Source organism: Leptolyngbya sp. AN10, from assembly GCF_050565645.1.
Classification (GTDB): Bacteria; Cyanobacteriota; Cyanobacteriia; order Leptolyngbyales; family Leptolyngbyaceae; genus Leptolyngbya.
Genome location: NZ_JBNXVP010000004.1, coordinates 36581 through 55737, shown reverse-complemented (window position 1 = coordinate 55737; position 19157 = coordinate 36581). Strand labels below are relative to the sequence as shown.

16 protein-coding genes and 1 riboswitch are annotated in these 19157 nt (G+C 46.4%); of the genes, 7 read left to right on the top strand and 9 right to left on the bottom strand.

The features are described 5' to 3' along the window. Position 1: 1 nt before the first annotated feature. From ACQ4M5_RS06735 to mrdA, 3 genes are all read left to right on the top strand, one after another. On the top strand, positions 2-646 hold the full coding sequence (locus ACQ4M5_RS06735; protein ID WP_017292273.1) for a cation diffusion facilitator family transporter: 645 nt from the start codon (positions 2-4) through the stop codon (positions 644-646). A 23-nt stretch (positions 647-669) separates the two neighbouring features. Then, positions 670-1497: a CPBP family intramembrane glutamic endopeptidase gene (locus ACQ4M5_RS06730; protein ID WP_017292272.1), complete on the top strand. Its 828-nt coding sequence runs from the start codon at positions 670-672 to the stop codon at positions 1495-1497. A gap of 77 nt (positions 1498-1574) precedes the next feature. After that, positions 1575-3401: a penicillin-binding protein 2 gene (mrdA, locus tag ACQ4M5_RS06725; RefSeq protein ID WP_017292271.1), complete on the top strand. Its 1827-nt coding sequence runs from the start codon at positions 1575-1577 to the stop codon at positions 3399-3401. Positions 3402-3725: 324 nt separating this feature from the next. On the opposite strand, the gene ACQ4M5_RS06720 is transcribed toward mrdA, so the two are convergent. The 4 genes from ACQ4M5_RS06720 to ACQ4M5_RS06705 form a co-directional block, all read right to left on the bottom strand. Continuing rightward, positions 3726-4880 (bottom strand): ZIP family metal transporter, encoded by a 1155-nt coding sequence (locus ACQ4M5_RS06720; protein ID WP_017292270.1) that lies wholly within the window; start codon positions 4878-4880, stop codon positions 3726-3728. Continuing rightward, positions 4877-5965, bottom strand: a complete 1089-nt coding sequence (locus ACQ4M5_RS06715) for a multicopper oxidase domain-containing protein (RefSeq protein ID WP_017292269.1) — start codon at positions 5963-5965, stop codon at positions 4877-4879. Before ACQ4M5_RS06715 ends, ACQ4M5_RS06720 begins: the two co-directional genes overlap by 4 nt. A gap of 161 nt (positions 5966-6126) precedes the next feature. Then, entirely contained in the window at positions 6127-6312 is a 186-nt protein-coding gene (locus tag ACQ4M5_RS06710) for a hypothetical protein (RefSeq protein WP_017292268.1), read from the bottom strand. 83 nt (positions 6313-6395) lie between these two features. Further along, entirely contained in the window at positions 6396-6758 is a 363-nt protein-coding gene (locus tag ACQ4M5_RS06705) for an ArsR/SmtB family transcription factor (RefSeq protein ID WP_017292267.1), read from the bottom strand. Positions 6759-6902: 144 nt separating this feature from the next. Between ACQ4M5_RS06705 and ACQ4M5_RS06700 the strand changes: the two genes are divergently transcribed. Continuing rightward, positions 6903-9341 (top strand): heavy metal translocating P-type ATPase, encoded by a 2439-nt coding sequence (locus tag ACQ4M5_RS06700; RefSeq protein WP_430674830.1) that lies wholly within the window; start codon positions 6903-6905, stop codon positions 9339-9341. A 197-nt stretch (positions 9342-9538) separates the two neighbouring features. On the opposite strand, the gene ACQ4M5_RS06695 is transcribed toward ACQ4M5_RS06700, so the two are convergent. Then, complete coding sequence (locus tag ACQ4M5_RS06695) at positions 9539-10711, bottom strand: hypothetical protein (RefSeq protein ID WP_430674829.1); 1173 nt, start codon at positions 10709-10711, stop codon at positions 9539-9541. A gap of 19 nt (positions 10712-10730) precedes the next feature. Beyond that, positions 10731-10922, bottom strand: a complete 192-nt coding sequence (locus ACQ4M5_RS06690; protein WP_430674828.1) for a hypothetical protein — start codon at positions 10920-10922, stop codon at positions 10731-10733. 21 nt (positions 10923-10943) lie between these two features. Beyond that, positions 10944-11094, bottom strand: a riboswitch (cobalamin riboswitch). A 244-nt stretch (positions 11095-11338) separates the two neighbouring features. Here ACQ4M5_RS06690 and ACQ4M5_RS06685 point away from each other — a divergent pair. Both ACQ4M5_RS06685 and ACQ4M5_RS06680 read left to right on the top strand, forming a co-directional pair. Continuing rightward, on the top strand, positions 11339-12655 hold the full coding sequence (locus ACQ4M5_RS06685; RefSeq protein ID WP_430674827.1) for an Nramp family divalent metal transporter: 1317 nt from the start codon (positions 11339-11341) through the stop codon (positions 12653-12655). 237 nt (positions 12656-12892) lie between these two features. Then, complete coding sequence (locus ACQ4M5_RS06680) at positions 12893-14053, top strand: glycosyltransferase family 4 protein (protein ID WP_430674826.1); 1161 nt, start codon at positions 12893-12895, stop codon at positions 14051-14053. A gap of 67 nt (positions 14054-14120) precedes the next feature. On the opposite strand, the gene rppB is transcribed toward ACQ4M5_RS06680, so the two are convergent. Together rppB and ACQ4M5_RS06670 are read right to left on the bottom strand one after the other, a co-directional pair. Next, positions 14121-15467 carry a two-component system sensor histidine kinase RppB gene (rppB, locus tag ACQ4M5_RS06675; RefSeq protein WP_430674825.1) on the bottom strand — a complete coding sequence of 449 codons (1347 nt, stop codon included), beginning with the start codon at positions 15465-15467 and terminating at the stop codon, positions 14121-14123. A gap of 289 nt (positions 15468-15756) precedes the next feature. Beyond that, positions 15757-16695: an NAD-dependent epimerase/dehydratase family protein gene (locus tag ACQ4M5_RS06670; RefSeq protein WP_430674824.1), complete on the bottom strand. Its 939-nt coding sequence runs from the start codon at positions 16693-16695 to the stop codon at positions 15757-15759. Positions 16696-17089: 394 nt separating this feature from the next. On the opposite strand from ACQ4M5_RS06670, the gene ACQ4M5_RS06665 reads away from it, so the two are divergent. Beyond that, positions 17090-18025, top strand: a complete 936-nt coding sequence (locus ACQ4M5_RS06665; protein ID WP_430674823.1) for an RNA polymerase sigma factor, RpoD/SigA family — start codon at positions 17090-17092, stop codon at positions 18023-18025. A gap of 266 nt (positions 18026-18291) precedes the next feature. Here ACQ4M5_RS06665 and ACQ4M5_RS06660 read toward each other — a convergent pair whose 3' ends face one another. Further along, positions 18292-19155: an FkbM family methyltransferase gene (locus ACQ4M5_RS06660; RefSeq protein WP_190711076.1), complete on the bottom strand. Its 864-nt coding sequence runs from the start codon at positions 19153-19155 to the stop codon at positions 18292-18294. Positions 19156-19157: the final 2 nt, after the last annotated feature.

The window sequence follows — 19157 nt, the reverse complement described above, 5'->3', positions numbered from 1 at the left end:
CTTGAATACTCTAAATACAACTGAAAATCAACAGCAGCAAAAGGTAAAACGCCTCTGGTGGGTGTTTGGTTTACGCAGTGGGCTTTTTCTAGTTGAACTAGGAGCCGGACTTTGGAGCCATAGCCTATCGCTGCTAGCAGGATCAGGGCATTTATTCTCAGACCTAATTACGCTAGGGCTGACGCTACTTGCAACCTGGCTCACAAAACGTCGATCGACAACTCAAACCGTAGTCAATCAAAATAGACGGATCGAGGCTTGGATTGCTTTGCTGAATGGAGTCAGTTTAGCGATCGTTGCAATGCTTCTCGGCTGGGAAGCGATCGAACATCTCCAAGCGCCTGAACCTGTATTGGGCTTACCCTTACTGGGTGCAGCAGCGCTAAGTTTGATCATCAACGGTTTGAGTCTCTATCTTCTACAAAACGACCATCATCATGATTTGAATCTGCGCGGCGTGTTTTTGCATGGCGTTGCAGATGCCGCGAGTTCAATTGGGGTAATGGTTGCAGCTTTAGCGGTTTATTTCTTGAATTGGGTCTGGGTGGATGCGGCAATCGGTTTACTCGTCGCCTTGCTGATTTGTTTTAGTACAATTTCACTGATTAAAGATAGCTTGCGAATTTTGCGGCATCAATCTGCTTAGGCAATGTATAGAGCATTAACCGAATGTCCGTATTATACCTGTCGCCCCGTATTGCTCGTTATCCCGTATCTGCAAGGTTAGCAATTTTTGTCATCACATTGCTAGGGCTATGGTTGCCGATCGCGCTGCCCATCTACTGGATTTGGGGCACAAACAACACCATCAGCATCATTACAGTTCTGGCACTCTATGCCGAATTTGTCGGATTGCTCTGGATCTGGGGGCGAACGGTTCATCAAGATACTCGCCCGCTTCAGCAGCACGGATTACTGAGAACTCGGCAGAATTGGCGAGAGCTATTGAAAGGGATAGTTATTGGAGTCGTGAGCCTGTTTTGCTTGTTCTTAGTAGAAGGCGCAATCGGCTGGATTGAATGGCAACCAATTCCGCAAAACTTACTCAGAATCATCTTAGAAGGGTTACTCGTCGCATTCGGTGTAGGACTGGCAGAGGAGCTACTTTTTCGCGGTTGGCTGGTCAATGAATTGCGATGGAACTATCGCCCACAACTTGCGATATGGATGAGCAGTACAGCTTATGCTTCCTTTCACTTCATTAAACCCTGGTCAGAAATTCTGCGAACGCTGCCTAGCTTTCCGGGATTGTTGCTACTGGGTCTAACGCTCGGCTGGGCGAGGCAATTTCATCAGGGACGCTTGGGATATGCGATCGGGCTTCATGCAGGTTTGGTCTGGGGCTACTACATCATCAATGTGGGGAATTGGGTGCGATACTTGGATCGAGTTCCTGTTTGGGTGACAGGGATCGATCGTAATCCACTCGCGGGGGGCATGGGGCTATTGTTTCTCAGTGCGATCGCACTAAGCTTGCGCCTCAAGTACTGGACTTAAAGCATACGTATTTACACAACCAAGATGATTTCAGCATCGCTGCTTATAGGATCGTGATTTAATCTCAGCAAGTTTGTATGACTAAGTTTCTATCGTCTTCGACTCGTCGATTTGATTGGGTTCATTCACGAGTCCAAAAGACTGCTATCCGACGCAAACGCAAGGCAGTGATTCTAATGTTGCTGACAGCACTCATTCTGTTGGGCGGTTTAGGCGGTCGCTTATTCTATGTACAGATTGTTCAAGGAAAGTACTATGCTCAACTTGCCCAACAGAATCGGGTTCGACTAATTTCTACACGAGAAGAACGAGGAAGAATCTTAGATCGTAAAGGTCGAATTTTAGCAGGAAGCAAGCTTTCCTATTTAGTAGCGCTTCAACCGTCTGCTCACAAGCCAGCCGAATGGAATACGATTCTGAGTCGCCTCTCTAAAGTTCTGGACATTACGACAGATACCCTTCAGCAACACTTAAAGCAAGCGGCAAATCGTTCTCAATGGGCTGTTGTGGTGAAACGAGGAATTAATGCCGCTGAAGTGACTCGAATTAAGGAACAACTCAGCAATTTTCAAGGCGTTGAGGTGCGGCAGGATTTGATGCGCGTCTATCCAAATGGAACATTAGCGGCTCATGTCTTGGGATATGTGGGTGAAATTGATGCTGAGACGATGAAAGCTCGTCAGAATCAGGACTATCATTTTGGCGATCTGATTGGTAAAGCAGGCATTGAAGCGGCTTATGAATTACAACTTCGGGGGCAACAGGGAGGGCAGCAAGTTGAAGTGAATGGAGTTGGGCAAATTATTAAGAAGTTGGCTGATAAACCTGCTCAACCGGGTCAAGAAATTCAACTCACGCTGGATTTAGAGTTGCAGAAAGCAGCAGAGACGGCATTAGGCGATCGCGTTGGTGCGATTGTTGCACTCAACCCTAACACTGGTGAAGTGTTAGCAATGGCGAGCCGTCCTGATTTTGATCCCAATCTATTTACTAAGCGGATTAGCCCGCAAGCGTGGCAACAACTTCAAGCAAAACAGTTTCCCTTCGTCAACCGGGCATTGCAAGCCTATCCGCCTGCCAGCACCTTCAAAGTGATCACCGCGATCGCGGCATTGGAGTCCGGCAAATATAGTGCGAATACCGTTCTGGATACCTATCCTTATCTTTCGATCGGCGGTAGCCAGATTTGGGAATCGAATCGATCGGGATTTGGGCGAGTAGGATTTGTAGATGCACTGGCTTGGAGCAGCAACACCTTTTTCAGTCAGGTAGCCGTCGGAATAGGAGCTTCACCCATTCTTGACTGGGCAAGACGATTTGGAATGGGACAGAATACAGGAGTTGAACTATCAGCAGAAGAAGCACATGGGTTCGTGCCTGACCCAGATTGGAAACAAAAGCAACTGAAAGAAAGATGGTATGCCGGGGACACGATCAATACCTCGATCGGTCAAGGAATGATGCAGGTAACGCCGCTTCAGGCTGCTATCATGTTCGCAGCCGTAGGCAATGGAGGCTACCGCGTTCAACCTTTTCTGGTTAAAAAGAATCCGGCAATTTCAGTACGACAGCAAAAAAAATCACTCAACCTCAAGCCTGAGACGCTTCGGGTTTTACAAGCAGGATTGCGAAGTGTCGTCAGTAAAGGAACAGGACAAGCACTGAACGAAACGAGGCTGCCACCCGTTTCGGGTAAAAGTGGCACAGCCGAAGACCCGCCACGTCCTACTCACGCCTGGTTTGGAGCTTATGCACCGAGCGATAAACCTGAAATCGTCGTCGTCGCCTTTGCCGAAAATGCGGGGGGTGGAGGTGGCGCGATCGCTGCACCGATGGTTCGTCAAGTGATGGAAACCTATTTCAAAACAAAGCAGTCTGACACCGGAATGGAGCGGTCGGAATAAATGCTTGACGCTTTGAAGATTGCCTAACTGGAGAAAGAAATAGACTCAGTAGATCGATAAGTTTTTAGATCCTTCGCCAGTCAAGCATTACAGCAGAGGAACGAGGTCTTTTGGAAACCTTGTTTGACCGCCCTTTCGTTAACTGGGAGCGCGTGTTTCGCGGCTGAAATTCTTTTCTATTAACCCAAGCTAAGTAGCATCCTTTAATCTATTCTCATGTTGTTCTGTTAACTCAGACACTCTGCCGTTTGTGACAAAGCCATCCAATCTTGGTTTAGTAGCAATGCAGTTCTATTATCTGAAAGAAGCGTCGCGATTCAGATATTAGAAATTAACGAGAAGAGCAGTTCCATACATAATTGCTAGACCTAAAATAAATCCAATCAGGCTGACGGTTGAGAGCCAATGGCTACCGGATCGATGAGCCGTCCGCATCAGATATGCTCCAACCTCCACCATCACTTGCAGGATCGCTCCGACTCCAATTCCTAAGAAAACGGCTGCCCAGTGAGGCGAAAAGGTGAAGGCTCCAATCCAAGTACCAATCACAGCAGGCAGTCCTGCTAAGGCGATTAAACTGAGGAATGTCGTGAATTTAGGACGTGTATCAACTAGAGGCGCAGCAATTCCGATTCCCTCTGTAATGTTGTGCAGGGTGAACCCAACGACGAGCAGCGAACCAAGTGCCGCTTCTCCGGATGCAAAGGCAGTGCCAACTGCCAATCCCTCCCCCAAGTTATGCCAGCCAATTCCCAATGCTAGATAACTTGCAAGTGCCTTTCCTTCTGGAGAATTGCCACTTCGTCTGCCGATCGCCAAAATTGCAAGGAACGAGATGATAGCAACCAGCCAAACAAGCGCACTGGCGGAGAAAGCACTTGCCGACTTTGTTGCAAGTTCTAATCCTTCTTCCAGCGTGTCTACGAGAAGAAATGCCAACATGCCAACGGTCAGTGCCAAAATGAACTTCATTCCCTGTCCGCCCAACTGCTTCAGGGCTGGGTAGAACAGCATTCCCAGAGCGACAGGCATGACTCCTACATATATCCCCAGCAGTGCGTACGCCAAAATGCGACTCAACGAAATTTGCGGCGTTGGTACAGCAACGGCAATCTCATGATCAAATCCTATTCCCGTATTGGTGATAAACCGGATATGATGCGTTTCATCGCGCACCCAAGGGTAGGGCAATTTAATCCAAGCTGTTTGCAATCGAGGTAATTCTCCTGGTGGCGTTTGGGTAAAGTTCCGATAAGCTCCGTCAACCTGAACTTGGGCAATTTGCATCGGTTCTGAACCACTAGCTCTCACGAATAAAGAAATGCCATTATCATCGAGCAGCGTTCGCTCTACGGTAAGCTTCTCAATCGGAGGGGCTGAAACTCCCAAGGGTTCAAGTGGATTGCTAGAGAGAAATACTCCGATCGCGATCGCCAGTGCAACGAGCGGCAAGACGATCCAAAGCAACGTCTTTTTCATGCCACCACCTCAAACGCGCTCATCCAACCGAGTTCCAAAAATTCTGACTGGTGGGCGTGGAACATATAAATACCTGGTTCATGCTCCTGAAAAGTAAATTCCAGAATGCCTCGCTGGGCTTGGCATTGCATGACCGTATCAACTGTTCGCAGCGTTGGTGTTAACGTAGTGCCGTGGTCGTAGTAATCAAAAAAGTTTCCGTGGAGATGGAAAGAGTTGATCGGGTCAAACTCAGTGACATTGATCAAATACACTCGTACTGGGCGATCGCGCTCAATCCGAATCGGGCGTTTCATGAATTCATGGGGAATCGTGTTGATAGCATAGAATTCGTTTTCGTCATCAAAATTGGTATCAAACGCATTCATCACCATCAGAAACTCCTGCCACTTCGCATTTTGTGGGCTGCCAAGTAACCGAGACTGAGCTTTTTCTGGTTGGTCAGGATGTCGTTTAGGGTCAGGATCGATAATAAACGCGCCGTAGAGTCCCTTGTGTAAGTGCCGTTTGAACGGAGCAGAGTGACAATGATAGAGATGACAACCAAAGGGTTTGGCATCAAACTCATAAACTACTTCCTGATTAGGATATGCTTCGAGCGTACCAGGAATACCATCTTGCCGTGCTGAGTGAATGCCGTGAAAATGAAGCGTGTGTGGATGAACACCTGGATTTTTGAAGCGAATCCGGACGCGATCGCCCTCTGTCACTCGCAGGGTTGGACCTGGAACACGCCCATTATATGTCCAGGCAGGATAAATGACTCCAGGGGCAATCTCAACTTCCCGTTCTGCAACTGATATTTCAAACTCTCGCAACGTTCTGCCATCAGGCAATCGCGAGACTTTTCCTACCTCCCAATCTGTCAAAATAGCTTGTGGTTCAAACCCATTACGGGAATTGTCCACATCTCCCATCGTCATACTGCCTCCATGCACAGGGGCAGAATGACCTGAAGGTGTACTAGTGTCCGCAGAAGTGGGAGTTTGGGCAAAGACACTATCGGGCAGAAGCTTACCCAGTAATGCCCCAACACCCAATACACTACCTCCAATGAGTGATCGCCGCTTGAGGCTCAAATCCATAATTCCTTCTTTTCATATTTCTTTCATAATTCCACAAATTAACGCACTTTGATTAGTTTCAGCCATTAAAGTTTGTAAGTGGAGTGGATTAGCAGATGCTCAGGTTTTATGAAACTTATAGCCATCGACCAGGCGGTATACCTCTATCTCTTGACTCAGTATTAAGATTCACTCGATTTTGTAATTAGGCTGCTTTGACCACTTAAGTCCTTTTGGAAAAGACCTAAAAATGGAGTTGCTTTTGCTCCAGCAATCGCATGAGTAGGGGAGCGATCGCAAAAATAGTCATGCTGACACAAGCCGTCATCACTGCCCCAATCGACGCGATTCCTGCTATCAAAGGACATAACCAGCAATGAATTTAGGATGTAGAACATTTACATCTCATCGTTAGGGAAGAAAAAATGAAGTAGGCGTTGAGCAGTTAACTTCAATCGCTTGAGCACCGACTCAATTTATTTGCTGATGAAGATTCATAGTGAGAGCATTGACGAACGCCTTTCGCTACGTCTGCCAGCAATTCATCCGCTAAGTCTAAAAGCTTCGCAATTCGCACATCGGCAAGCTCGTAGTACATAAACCGTCCTTGCTGCTCGCGTATAACTAGATCACAGCAGCGCAGGCAACTGAGATGATTAGACACATTGGATTGGCTAAGTCCCGTCTGGTGAACGATTTCGCTCACTGTCAGCGGACCGCTCCGCAGGGTGTTCAGGATGGACAGACGAGAGGGATCAGAGAATCCTCGAAAGAGTTTCGCCTTCAGATCTGCCGTTCGAGTGCAGGTAGTCATTTGCTTACTGGCGCAGTTTAGACCATGACATATTATCAGTCAGTGATACATCATCAATGTATCACTGACTGATAATATATTACATATCAGCATCTGCTGATACGTTTGACCTCAATAAAAACACGATTTTGAAGGGCTGCCAAGATGAACTCAGCTTCAGTACTGAAAACTCTACAGGCACAGATCGGTGGCATGGACTGTGGCGGTTGCGCTAAGACGATCGAAGCGACGTTGCAGCAACTTCCCGGAGTCACTGAAGCGAAAGTCAGCTTTGCCACAGAACGGCTCAGCGTCACTTACGACTCGCAGCAGGTGAATGAAACCGCTATTCGTGATCGTGTTACTGCATTGGGTTACACCATTGAACCTATTCCAAATCAGACCACGCAAGTTCAAGTACCATCGACTCAAACGCTACAAGCACAGGTCAGCGGCATGGACTGCGGTGGTTGTGCTAGAACCATTGCCGCAAATTTACAACAGTTGTCAGGAGTCACTGAAGCAACGGTTAACTTCGCTTCAGAACGGTTAAATGTAATTTACGACCCGCAACAAGTCAGTGAAATCGACATCACTAAGCGCGTTACAGATTTAGGCTACACAGTCGAAATAGATCGGACAGCAAATTCATCTGCTGATGCGGACGGTACAATCGTAAACTCGGCTGATCATTTGCCATCTCGCAACTCTGATTTGGGTGGGTGGCAATTCTGGCTCAAAACTCGCCGAGGACAAACAGTTGTTTTGAGTGGTATTGGATTGCTACTAGGATGGATTGCAGAACGGCTACTGTCACTCCCGTTAGTTGCTCAGGGATTTTATGCGATTAGTTTGATGATTGCGATCGTGCCTATTCTCCGAGCAGCCTGGATTGCGCTCAAACTGCGTCGAGCTGATATGAACCTGCTCATGACTTTAGCAGCAATCGGGGCAGCAATTTTGAATCAGTGGTTTCAGGGCGCACTCGTCATTTTTCTTTTTGCGCTCGGAACAACGCTGCAAAATTTCACACTCGGTCGGACCCGCAATGCCATTCGAGACTTAATGGATCTGACTCCTGCAACCGCAACAGTGAGGCGGAGTGGGCAAGAGGTCTCTGTTCCAGTTGCAGGGATTCAGATTGGGGAAATTTTAACCATTCGCCCTGGACAGTGCATTGCGCTTGATGGTGTTGTCATATCCGGTCTGAGTGCCGTTGATCAGTCTCCAATTACTGGTGAATCCCTGCCAGAAAATAAGGAGAAAGGGGATCAAGTGTTTGCAGGAACGCTGAATCAAACCGGGTTTTTAGAAGTTGAAGTCACGCATACAGCTAGGGATACAACTGTTGCTCGGATTGTTCATTTGGTTGAAGAGGCTCAAGAAAGCCGTGCGCCCATTCAGCAATGGGTCGATCGCTTCTCTGCCATCTACACCCCAATCGTTCTGGCTCTCGCGGCTGGCATCACACTGATTCCGCCGCTTCTATTTGCCCAACCATTTCAGCCCTGGTTCTACAAAGCGCTGGTGTTGCTTGTCATTGCCTGCCCCTGTGCTTTAGTGATTGCTACGCCTGTTTCACTCATTAGCGCGATCGGAGCTGCCACTCGTCAAGGTGTACTGTTCAAGGGTGGAAATGCACTAGAGACAGCCGGACGGCTCACAACGTTAGCCTTTGATAAAACAGGCACGATTACTCAAGGGCTACCAGTGGTGCAGAAGGTGCATCATCTAGGTTCGATGAGTGCCAATATGGTGCTGCTTATTGCCGCCTCCTTAGAGCAACGGTCAGAACATCCGCTGGCAAAAGCGATCGTTGTTGCGGCAATGGCGCAAGGATTAGATCTGGAAGCTCCAGAATCGTTTACTGCTGTTCCTGGTAAAGGAATTTGGGCGAAGTTTGGACAGGCTGTTTATTTTGTAGGCAATCGCCGATTGTTTGAGGAGCAGAACATTGAGCTTTCAGCCGCCGCTAAATCACTGTTAGCTGAAATTGAATCTCAAGGTCAGACCCCAGTACTAATCGGAACACAACAAGGATTAGTTGGGGCGATCGCCTTGACGGATGGAGTTCGACTTGAATCCGCAGAAGCTGTGCGTCTGCTCAAACGCATTGGACTCAAGCGACTGGTAATGCTTACAGGCGATCGATCTGCGGTGGCAAGACAGGTTGCTCATGAAGTTGGCATTGAGGAGTACCAGGCTGAACTGCTTCCTGAAGATAAATTGCAAGCTATTTACAAGCTACGTCGCTCTGGTGTTGTGGGCATGGTTGGAGACGGCATCAATGATACGCCTGCTCTTGCTGCTGCCGATGTTAGTTTTGCAGTTGGTAAGATTGACGTGGCGCTGGAGGCGGCTGATGTCGTATTGGTCGGAAATGATTTAAGACGTTTAGGTGATGCTATCAACCTTAGCCGTCGCACTCTATCAGTAATTCAACAAAGTATTGCTATTGCCCTAGTTCTGAACGCTACATTCATCATTCTGGGAGTTTTGGGTGTGATTGGACTCCCGATCGCAGTCTTTGAAGACATGGGATCTTCCTTGCTAGTAACACTCAATGCCATGCGTTTATTCAAGATTAAAATCAACGAAGCCTAGACGTTCCTGCTCCGGCAAAGAAACGATATCCGTAATTCTTCTTGCAGTTCTGATTGCTGGACTTAATGCTTGGTTAGTTGTATGGGTGGCGATCGAATGATTTTAGGATGCGGTAGTGACTTCAAACCTGTGTTGTAAGTTGGGTGCGTTGTCTTCTTAGTCTGAATCCCAACACAAATCCAACCCCAACAACGCAGTCAGTATGGAAGTTGCCGTCTACGTCGAATGCCGAATCCAGCCAGTAGACCTACAACAATCAACCCTGTGAAATAGACTAATCCAGTCAAACGAATCTGAAGTGGGGGTGTTACCCCTTCAACCTTGATCGTTTGCTCAACTTGGAAGGGCTGAAACTTCCGAATCGCGTTAGAACTAGGGGAAACTTCCACCTCAATTCTGTGTGGCGCACCATCAAAAAACTGCTGCTGCCAGCTAAATTGTCCGGTCGTATCATTTAGTCCTTCATAAGCAAAGGCAGTCCAGTTGTTTTCAAGCTGAGTTGTTGTTACTTTTAGCTGGACATCTGAGACAGGTTGCTTGGTTTGGGAATCAATCACGTTCACTTGCAAGCGGGCAGGCTGACCGACGATCGCACTTCTATCTCCAGATAATTGCATCTCAAGTCCTTGGACTTGTCTGACGGCTGGAGTGTCCGATTTTGGAGCAGTTTCAGTCATGTGCGACATCGGCATCGACATTTCGGATTGCGCCATTTCTGCACTGATGTTGACATAGAGAAGTGCTGCAATCGCCACAATCGCCGCCCCACTCAGCAACAATCGAACCCGTTGTGGCGCAATTTCTCCAAGCTGAATCAATTGCCGTCCGCCGATAATCCAGCCACCGACTAATCCAACTGCAAGTAAGACAGCAGCTAAGATAGCGAAATTGCGATACTTAATCCAGTTCTCAGGAATGGAGAGCGATAGGGTTTGCTGAAAAGGTGTAAAAGCATTGGCGCTCTGTGGAGTCACATCAACCAATAGCTGGTAAGTGCCGCGAATCGGGAAGGTCTGCTGAAGCTGCACTTTACCTTGGGGCGCGATCGCATCTACATCTAAGAGCTTTGTGCCTTCCACGATCGGGAAGTCTGTTGTAAACCAGGGAGTTTTAGACGGTGTGAGAATCTGTACGCGGATTTTGGCGTTGGTCAAAGGTTGACCATTTGCACCGATCACTTCGAGTGTGAGACGGGCAGGTGATTTGTAGGTCTCCGCTTCCGCTTCAAATGGAACGAGTTGGGAGATGGGCGGATCAGTCGTGAGGCGAATTGTCGATCTTGGAGTTTGAGAAAATCCTGTCACTCCATAAAACATCAAGCTCATTAGGCAAATCGCACTAATGAACGCGGAAAGCTTTAATTTTGGCATTACGACCTCGTAAGTATGGTTAGTGACAAGAAACCATCAACGTGTGATGCCGGAGAGAATGTACCTTGTCATGCACAGCCGGATAAGTCGTGAAGTAAATTGTCCAGAGAATTAAAGCGCAGAGCGAAACATAGAGCGTTGCTTGTACAGGCGTAGACAGCGTGAGGCGAACGGCTCGTTGAGAAAAAGACGAATGTGATCGAGTAATCATTCTGTACCTCGCAGATGAATTGAAACGTGAAGCGAATCGGCGGGCATCCTGGCTAGTCAATCTGGAATTGATGATTGATTTACAGTTGCGGGACAGCGTTGGACTTGCACCAAACTTTCCCCTTTGCTTCTGATGGCTGATCCCCATCAGAACCGATCATGTTTGCTACTCTACCGCGATTTTGACGATCGCCTCGATTTTTTAATTTTTCTTCGGCTTAGTGAGTGCGATCGCTTCTATCTCTCTCGAATGGCGAAGTATCTGTCTGCATCATTCAACCCTTTAGAAGTATGAAACTTGATCGCCCTGTCTCTACCTTTGTTCCTAGACGGTGTAATCAAAAATGAAAGAAAAATGAAAACTCTGATTTTAGATGGTACTGTTAAAAAATGAAAGAAAAATGAAAGGCTCAGTTTATGTCACTTTCTGAACATTGCCCCAGTTTGCCGGAGGTGCATCGCAGCATCGAAGTCCCGAATGTCAAAGGCTTTTGGCGCAAGTTATTGGCATTTGCAGGACCGGGATATCTTGTCTCTGTGGGCTATATGGACCCTGGAAACTGGGCGACTGACATTGCGGGCGGGTCAAAATTTGGCTATACCTTGCTCAGTGTCATTTTGCTTTCAAACTTAATGGCGATTCTGCTGCAATCGCTCTGTGTGCGGTTAGGAGTTGCAACCGGAAAAGATTTAGCTCAAGCGTGTCGAGACTACTTTTCGCCTCGAATCAGCTTTGTTCTGTGGATGCTGTGTGAGATTGCGATCGCTGCTTGTGATCTGGCTGAACTTTTAGGAAGTGCGATCGCGCTCCAACTTCTATTTGGATTGCCCCTCGTTTGGGGTGTCTGTATCACTGCACTCGATGTCTTAGCGCTGCTATTTCTACAAGGCAAAGGCTTTCGCTATGTGGAAGGATTAGTCATTCTGCTAGTCGCAACCGTTGGAATTTGTTTCGGGGCAGAAATTCTGTTTTCTCGTCCTGATGTTGGTAGTATTTTACAGGGCTATGTGCCAAATCGTGAAATCCTGCGAAATCCTCAGATGCTCTACATTGCGATTGGGATTCTTGGCGCTACAGTGATGCCGCACAATCTCTATCTGCATTCGTCGATCGTCCAAACCCGCAACTGGCAACCAACCCCGAAGAAACGATGGGAAGCGATTAAATTTGGAACGATTGATTCAACCGTTGCACTTTCGTTTGCATTGTTCATCAATAGTGCAATTTTGATTGTTGCTGCTGCGACCTTTCACATTTCCGGAAATCACGATGTTGCAGAGATTCAAGATGCGTATCAACTCCTTTCACCGTTGCTAGGGGTGAGTGCTGCGAGTGCAATTTTTGGGATTGCGTTACTTGCTTCTGGACAGAGTTCGACCCTGACTGCAACACTAGCAGGTCAGATTGTGATGGAAGGCTTTCTACAAATCAAATTACCACCCTGGTTGCGTCGGTTAGCGACTCGATTGATTGCGATCATTCCTGCCTTGATCGCGATCGTCTTTTTTGGCGAACAGAGTACGGGAAACTTGCTGGTTTTTAGTCAAGTGATTCTGAGTTTACAGTTATCGTTTGCGGTGATCCCACTTGTGATGTTCACGAGCGATCGCCGATTGATGGGCGAGTTTGTCAATCCACGCTGGCTCAAAATTGCAGCTTGGGCAGTTGCAGTTTTAATTGTGGGATTAAATGCTTGGTTACTGATTCAAACAGCAATGAACTGGGTACAGTAGCATTTGCGATGAATCAAAATTCAAACAAATCGCTTTCTCAGTGACATTTCAAGCGATGCGTTTAAGTTTTAACCGACATGAATCAATATTTCATCCTGATTTCATCTTTAAATGAAATCATAGAAGTAAGCTTCTCGATTGAACGGCTTGATCAGCATTGAGGTCTGAATTCTAAGACGTGAGTGCAGATTACGCCAGTTCTTTTTCAAACAGAATTTTACTTTATGCTAATGATATATGAAGATTGCCTGTGTATCTATCTATAATCCCAAGCTTGAAAAAGACTTTGGCGTTTATACCCATCATTGGATTCCGACGCTCGAAGCTCAATTTGAATCGGTTCACTATATTCATGACTTCAGGCATCCTCTGACTTATCCCACGATCGTTGCTAGAGCAGCCTACTACAAAAAACTATTGAAGAAGTACTATAGTCCCCGTACTGATGCAATTTTGGTTCGGGATCAAGGGCGACAACTGAGCCGCAAACTCTCGAAGCTGGACATTGATGCTGTGTTGAGTTTAGAAAGTCCAGCAGCACAACCGATCGCTTATGCAGAAACCGACAAACCGATCGTCTTCTGGGAATCTGGCACATTTGCTGCACTGCTCGATTTCTATCCGTACTATCGCAGAAGTACGATGTGTGATCAGACCTTTGAGGATGGTTTAGCGAATGAAAGAGCCGCCCTCGAACGCTGTCGGCTAGCAGTCTATCATTCCGAATGGGCAGCGCAGAGCGCGATTCAAACATACGGTATTGATCCGCAAAAAATTAGAATCGTTCCGCCTGGCGGTAACTTTGAATCGAATTTCTCGATCGACGAAGTGAATGCAGTTATCGCTGCAAGACCGAGCGATCGCTGTAAGCTCCTATTTCTGGGAGTCGATTGGGAGCGCAAAGGTGGAGACGTGGCGCTGCAAGTTGCGAAACAACTCAATGAGGCAGGACTCCCTACAGAACTGACGATCGTGGGTTGTGATCCTCAAACCGATGAACCGCTTCCAGACTTTGTTAAGCCGCTTGGATTCATCTATAAGTGGAGTCTAGAAGGGCGTGAGAAGATGGTGAAGCTGCTATCAGAGTCGCATTTTCTGATTTTGCCGACAATAGCGGATTGCTTCCCGCTCGTGTTTGGAGAAGTGAGTGCGTTTGGATTGCCATCCCTGAGTACGAAAGTCGGGGGCGTTCCTTTTGCAATTAAAGATGATTGTAATGGCAAGACCTTTGCGTTGGATGCTAAAGCAGATGAGTATTGCACTTACGTCATGAATTTGTTTACAAACTATGAGGCTTACAAGGATTTGGCGCGATCAACCTTTTATGAACATGAAACTCGTCTAAACTGGCGAGTCGCGACAAAAACGATGAAACAATTACTGATGGAAATCGTCTAACCGACCAAATTCAATTGACCAAATGCCCGGAATTTCACTAGGATTTGAGAAAGCGCGATTTTCCTGACTAACTGCGTGAATTTTTTAGCGGAAGCTGAACTGTAAACTGACTTCCTTTTCCTAGCTGGCTCTTAACTTGAACCTTTCCATGATGTGCATCTACAATGGCTTGAGCAATTGCAAGTCCAAGTCCTGCGCCGCCTGTGTGTCGAGAACGATCTGAACTGACGCGATAAAAGCGATCGAACACACGCGGCTGATCTTCTGCGGCAATTCCGACCCCTGTATCTTGCACCTGAATCAGTGCGGTTTGATCTTCAACCGACAATCGAACAGTTACTGTCCCTTCTGGAGGGGTGTATTGAATTGCGTTTGTGATGAGATTGGTGACCAGTCGGTAAAGTTGCTCTTCGTCGCCGATGATATTTACAAGTTGATGAACGGTTAGTTCTAGCTCCAGTGTAATGTGAGCAGAAAGCGCAAATGCTGCTAACTCTTCGACTAAATCTTGTACAACATCGTTTAGGCAAACCACCTGCCGCTTGATCGGAAAAACTTTGAGATCCATGCGTGACAGCATGAGTAAATCTTGCACGAGTTGAGAAAGCCTTGCATTTTGCCGTTCGATCGTTTGTAATGTCCCTTGTGCTTCAGATAAGCTTAGTGGCGTTGTCTCTAATGTTGCCTCAACCGTGGCTTGAATTGCTGCAAGCGGCGTTCTCAGTTCGTGAGCAGCATCAGCAGTAAACTGTTGAATCTGTTGATAAGAGTCATACACTGGACGCATCGCGATTCCTGCCAATCCCCAACTTGCTGCACCGATTACTAGAATCGCGATCGGTGTTCCTAACAAAAAGAAGATTTTGAGGGATTGTAGATGATCATCATAGCTTTCGAGCGTTCGTCCTACCTGTAAATATCCCCAAGACTGTCCGGTTGAAGTTTTTAATTGTAATGAAACCTGGTGATAGCGTTGTCCTTGATTGTCAACAATCGTTCGCCAAGGTTGCGTTTGACCTTGAGGTGTGGCTTGTGGAGGGGTATTCACTGTTCCTATGCGCTGCAAAGAGAGATTGAGAAACTGAATGTAGTACAAATCTTGAGTACTGACTCCTAAGACGTGAATATGTGACGACGGTGGCGGTGTTTTACATGCGGTCTGACTGCGGCAGAGACCGGGTAAAACCTGCTCAACGCGATCGCTGAGTTCTCCAGGTTTTTCTAAGACTGGCTCTAAGCTATCGTGCAAAGTTCCAGCCACTGTTGCGATTTCATCGTCGATCGCAGTCCAATGCACCTGTGCTAAATGAAGATAGATAGCAATTCCGCAACTGCTTAAAATTAATCCCATCACGCCTGCATACCAGGCTGCGAGTTTCAGACGAGTTCGATTAAACAGTTGGCTTTGGTGCATGGAATTGAATGAGTAGCAGACCAAATGATAGCTTGATTTTAAGAATAAATTGAGTGCCCGTATCCTTGAAGTTTGCTAACATGATACGCGAAGTTGAATCCAACTCTGAAGCTAATGCTGGAAGAGAAGCATGACACCCTGAAACATTAAACTTCGCGCTGCCATGATACATTGCTAGAACTGCATAAGCACCTGAGACAGCCTAGCGATTCCCAATATTGGCGCTATTAATACAAAATAAAATTGCTGTAAAACGCTCTTTGTTTAGAACGAACGATAAAGACATCATTCAACTTGTGCAACAAGTAAGATTGTTGTAGTAATTGGAATACCACTCGACCGTCTTCGCTAACCCCTCTTCTAGAGAGACTTTAGGCTGCCAGCCAAGCTTTGTAACTGAAGACTCTATGTTAGCAATGCGGACTTGTTCCATCGGTCGATCAGGTAAAGCTCCAAATAAAGGCTGAATACTGGGATTGACCAATTGATTGATGTGATGCACAATACTGGAGATCGGCGTTAATGTTCCAGAGCCAAGATCAAACATATCGCCTTCTACCCCTGGCGCTTGTGCTGCTGCAATCAGACCTTCAACTACATCCTCGACGTAAATCCAATCGACCTGGCGCTGACCGCTACTGAGCTTCGGGGCTTCTCCTTTCAGCAAAGAGAGTGTGACATAGGGAATTAACTTGTCAAAATTCATCTGTGCGGGTCCATATACTAGAAACATACGTGTTCTGACGATCGGTAACTGATACAAATGCTGAAACATTTGAGCATAAGCACTGCTTGACCATTTTGCAGCAGCATAAGGCGAGGACGGAATCGGATCTTCCCCTGCATCGGGTTCTTCTAACGATCCTGCTAACACAATTCTCCGTCCGCTAAATTCAGCCATTAGCGTCAACAAGTTTACTGTACTAACAAGATGGCTTTGCAATGTAGAAACGACCGCATCAACTCCGCGTGCGCCAGTGACATGACCTGCTAAATGAAAAATAGCATCCGGTTTTACCTGGGTAATAATTCGCCGCATATCCTCGAAGTTCGCGACATCTCCCTGTAACCACCGAATTGCAGAACTGGAAGATTGTTCAACGCGAGAGACACCGTAAACTTCTACTTGATACGCCTGAAGTCTCTGACAGAGATGCCGACCAATAAAGCCACTTGCCCCAGTTACTAAAACCTTTGCGCCTGAGAGAGGGATTGATGAATTAAACATAGAAGGATTCAAAGAAAGAGGAGCTTGAAATTTCGCTGTTAGAGCCAGTGAGCAGCCCAAAAAAGTAGACTGCAACACAGCTAAATTTAAAGGCTTTGAGATGCGATCGTAACGAAGTAGTCTGTTTCTGAGCTACCCCACTAAGTCTTAGCTTAGAAGATCAAAATGAAAATAAGATGAAATATAGGAGGAAAAAGAGCTTGCGCCTAATTTACTGTTCTTGATCTTGGATGAAATAGAGAAAACAAAATTGGCACTCAAGGTGAATGGTTCTCTTCTAAAGCACGATCGGGTTTTTCATCCTCGTTTCATCTCGATCTATCAGAATATGGACTGAAAGTTAATTGCATTGCTGATTTAGACGGCTAGTTCGAGTGAAGTTTTTATGAGTAAGATGGCTCTGAATTCAATTGACCTTTATCTACAAGAAATTGGTCGTGTTCCCCTGCTGACACCTACACAGGAAGTGGAATATGGGAAACAAGTGCAACTGCTTGTCAAGCTTCAGCAAGTTCGAGAAGATTTCATACAGCGTCTTCACCGAAATCCTACTATGGAGGAATGGATACGTGCTGCTCAACTTTCTAGCAGCCAACAGTTAGACCAGATTCTGATCGAAGGTGAATCTGCCAAGCGAAAAATGATTGAGGCGAATCTTCGATTAGTGGTTGCTGTTGCAAAACGCTACCAGAAGCGTCACATGGATTTGCTTGACTTGATTCAAGAAGGAACGCTCGGTCTAGAGCGCGGCGTAATTAAGTTCGATCCGAGTCGAGGCTATAAGTTTTCTACTTATGCGTACTGGTGGATTCGTCAGGGAATTACACGGGCGATCGCATCTCAGTCACGAACGATTCGCTTACCCAGTCATGTAACTGAAAAACTCAACAAAATTAGGAAGGCACAACACGAATTAGGTCAGCAACTGGGACGAACAGCAACTCTGCTTGAAATTGCTCAGGTTGTGGGTTTATCTTCCGCTCAAATTCGAGAATATCTGGCATTTGCCCGTCAACCTGCCTCGCTCAATCAGGTAATTGGAGTCGGAGAAGCAAAGGAGGTCGAGCGACAAGAACTATTGCCTGACGAGAGAATCTCACCCGATGACTACGTGACTGAAATAGCGCTGTGTGAGGAAGTCATTGATCTGTTAAAGCAACTACCTCTACAACAGCGTAAAATTCTAAGCTTACGATTCGGATTAGAGGATGGTCAAGCACTCTCTTTGTCTCAAGTTGGTCTGCGTTTGCAGTTGAGCAAAGAGCGTGTTCGACAACTAGAACGTCAAGCGCTGGTAGTCTTACGACAGTGTGTAAGTTCTCAACCTTAGTGAGACATTAAACAAAATAGTGGAGTCAATAAGTTCTATTGCAAAGGGTTCCGGGGACAGCAAAAAGGCATGTTCTAGACCTGTGTATTTCATGCAAGAACAAAAGTGATTGTTCGCTACTCTTGTTTGTACAGTGCTTGAGCCTGTCTACTGTCCAAACTATGTTCTGGTCGCAAGCTCTTGAACTGCTTGGGTTAAACTATTGAATCAGTCTTTTGACTGGGTTGAATCTACGCCTAGCTTTTTTCGATTCAACGTTCCAAATTCTACTTCATTCGTGAGGTGATGGATCTGCAGACCGTTAACTCTCCGAATGTAGATTGTAAATAACGATAGTTTTCCATCGCTCTGAAAAATTCAGCTTCACACGCCTCGCCATGCAACTCAATTACAATATTCTTGACAGTTGGTAGCCAGCCCTCTGTGTTCGTTGAGAACACAACTGCCTCTGATCCTTCGATGTCTACTTTAAGCAGATCAATTTGACTCGCTCCAGATTGATGTAAAAGATCTTCAATGCTGACCGCATATAAATCTGGCAATTGATCAGCTTGACACTCCTCGACCTGCACAGCCCATTCGCCTTCTGGACTGGGACAAACTTTTAGACCCGTCGCATGAGACCAGACCCCCGATTGAATTAGCGAGACTGATCCCTTGTAAGGTGCAAGATTCTTCTTACAGAGTCGAAAATTTTCTGAATCTGGTTCGACTGCGACAATACGAGCGTTTGGATACTGATTAAGCAAATAAAGTGATGAATAGCCGACATTCGCGCCACAATCAAAAATCAAAGCGGGTGGATCAATCTCTGTTAAACAAGCATATTCCTCTAGGAGGAAAATCTGGTGAAACACTTGATGATCAGTTGATCCGTATCTCAGAAAAACGGGAGCAGAGTAGCCTCTCAGGTGCAATTTTGCGAACTTGTCTTTGAGATTTAATCCAAGTCGCTTAAGTAAGGTTAGTATTGGTGCAGGCAGAGGCTTGTACAACAGCAATCCACGTAGTCCTGTTAATTTAAAGACACAGTAAAATATGTCAATCTTACGCAAAAAACTGTCTAGCCATGAGCTTGAACCTTGTTCTAGCAGTTTATATGCTCTCATTCGAGCTTCGTGTGTCAACATTG

Bases quoted from the DNA above. Each gene is read 5' to 3' on its own strand.
- ACQ4M5_RS06685 (WP_430674827.1), top strand. From the start codon at position 11,339: ATGTCACTTTCTGAACATTGCCCCAGTTTGCCGGAGGTGCATCGCAGC.
- ACQ4M5_RS06695 (WP_430674829.1), bottom strand. From the start codon at position 10,711: ATGCCAAAATTAAAGCTTTCCGCGTTCATTAGTGCGATTTGCCTAATG.
- mrdA (WP_017292271.1), top strand. From the start codon at position 1,575: ATGACTAAGTTTCTATCGTCTTCGACTCGTCGATTTGATTGGGTTCAT.
- ACQ4M5_RS06710 (WP_017292268.1), bottom strand. From the start codon at position 6,312: ATGTCCTTTGATAGCAGGAATCGCGTCGATTGGGGCAGTGATGACGGC.
- ACQ4M5_RS06690 (WP_430674828.1), bottom strand. From the start codon at position 10,922: ATGATTACTCGATCACATTCGTCTTTTTCTCAACGAGCCGTTCGCCTC.
- ACQ4M5_RS06670 (WP_430674824.1), bottom strand. From the start codon at position 16,695: ATGTTTAATTCATCAATCCCTCTCTCAGGCGCAAAGGTTTTAGTAACT.
- ACQ4M5_RS06705 (WP_017292267.1), bottom strand. From the start codon at position 6,758: ATGACTACCTGCACTCGAACGGCAGATCTGAAGGCGAAACTCTTTCGA.
- ACQ4M5_RS06660 (WP_190711076.1), bottom strand. From the start codon at position 19,155: ATGTTGACACACGAAGCTCGAATGAGAGCATATAAACTGCTAGAACAA.
- rppB (WP_430674825.1), bottom strand. From the start codon at position 15,467: ATGCACCAAAGCCAACTGTTTAATCGAACTCGTCTGAAACTCGCAGCC.
- ACQ4M5_RS06700 (WP_430674830.1), top strand. From the start codon at position 6,903: ATGAACTCAGCTTCAGTACTGAAAACTCTACAGGCACAGATCGGTGGC.
- ACQ4M5_RS06715 (WP_017292269.1), bottom strand. From the start codon at position 5,965: ATGGATTTGAGCCTCAAGCGGCGATCACTCATTGGAGGTAGTGTATTG.
- ACQ4M5_RS06720 (WP_017292270.1), bottom strand. From the start codon at position 4,880: ATGAAAAAGACGTTGCTTTGGATCGTCTTGCCGCTCGTTGCACTGGCG.
- ACQ4M5_RS06665 (WP_430674823.1), top strand. From the start codon at position 17,090: ATGGCTCTGAATTCAATTGACCTTTATCTACAAGAAATTGGTCGTGTT.
- ACQ4M5_RS06730 (WP_017292272.1), top strand. From the start codon at position 670: ATGTCCGTATTATACCTGTCGCCCCGTATTGCTCGTTATCCCGTATCT.
- ACQ4M5_RS06680 (WP_430674826.1), top strand. From the start codon at position 12,893: ATGAAGATTGCCTGTGTATCTATCTATAATCCCAAGCTTGAAAAAGAC.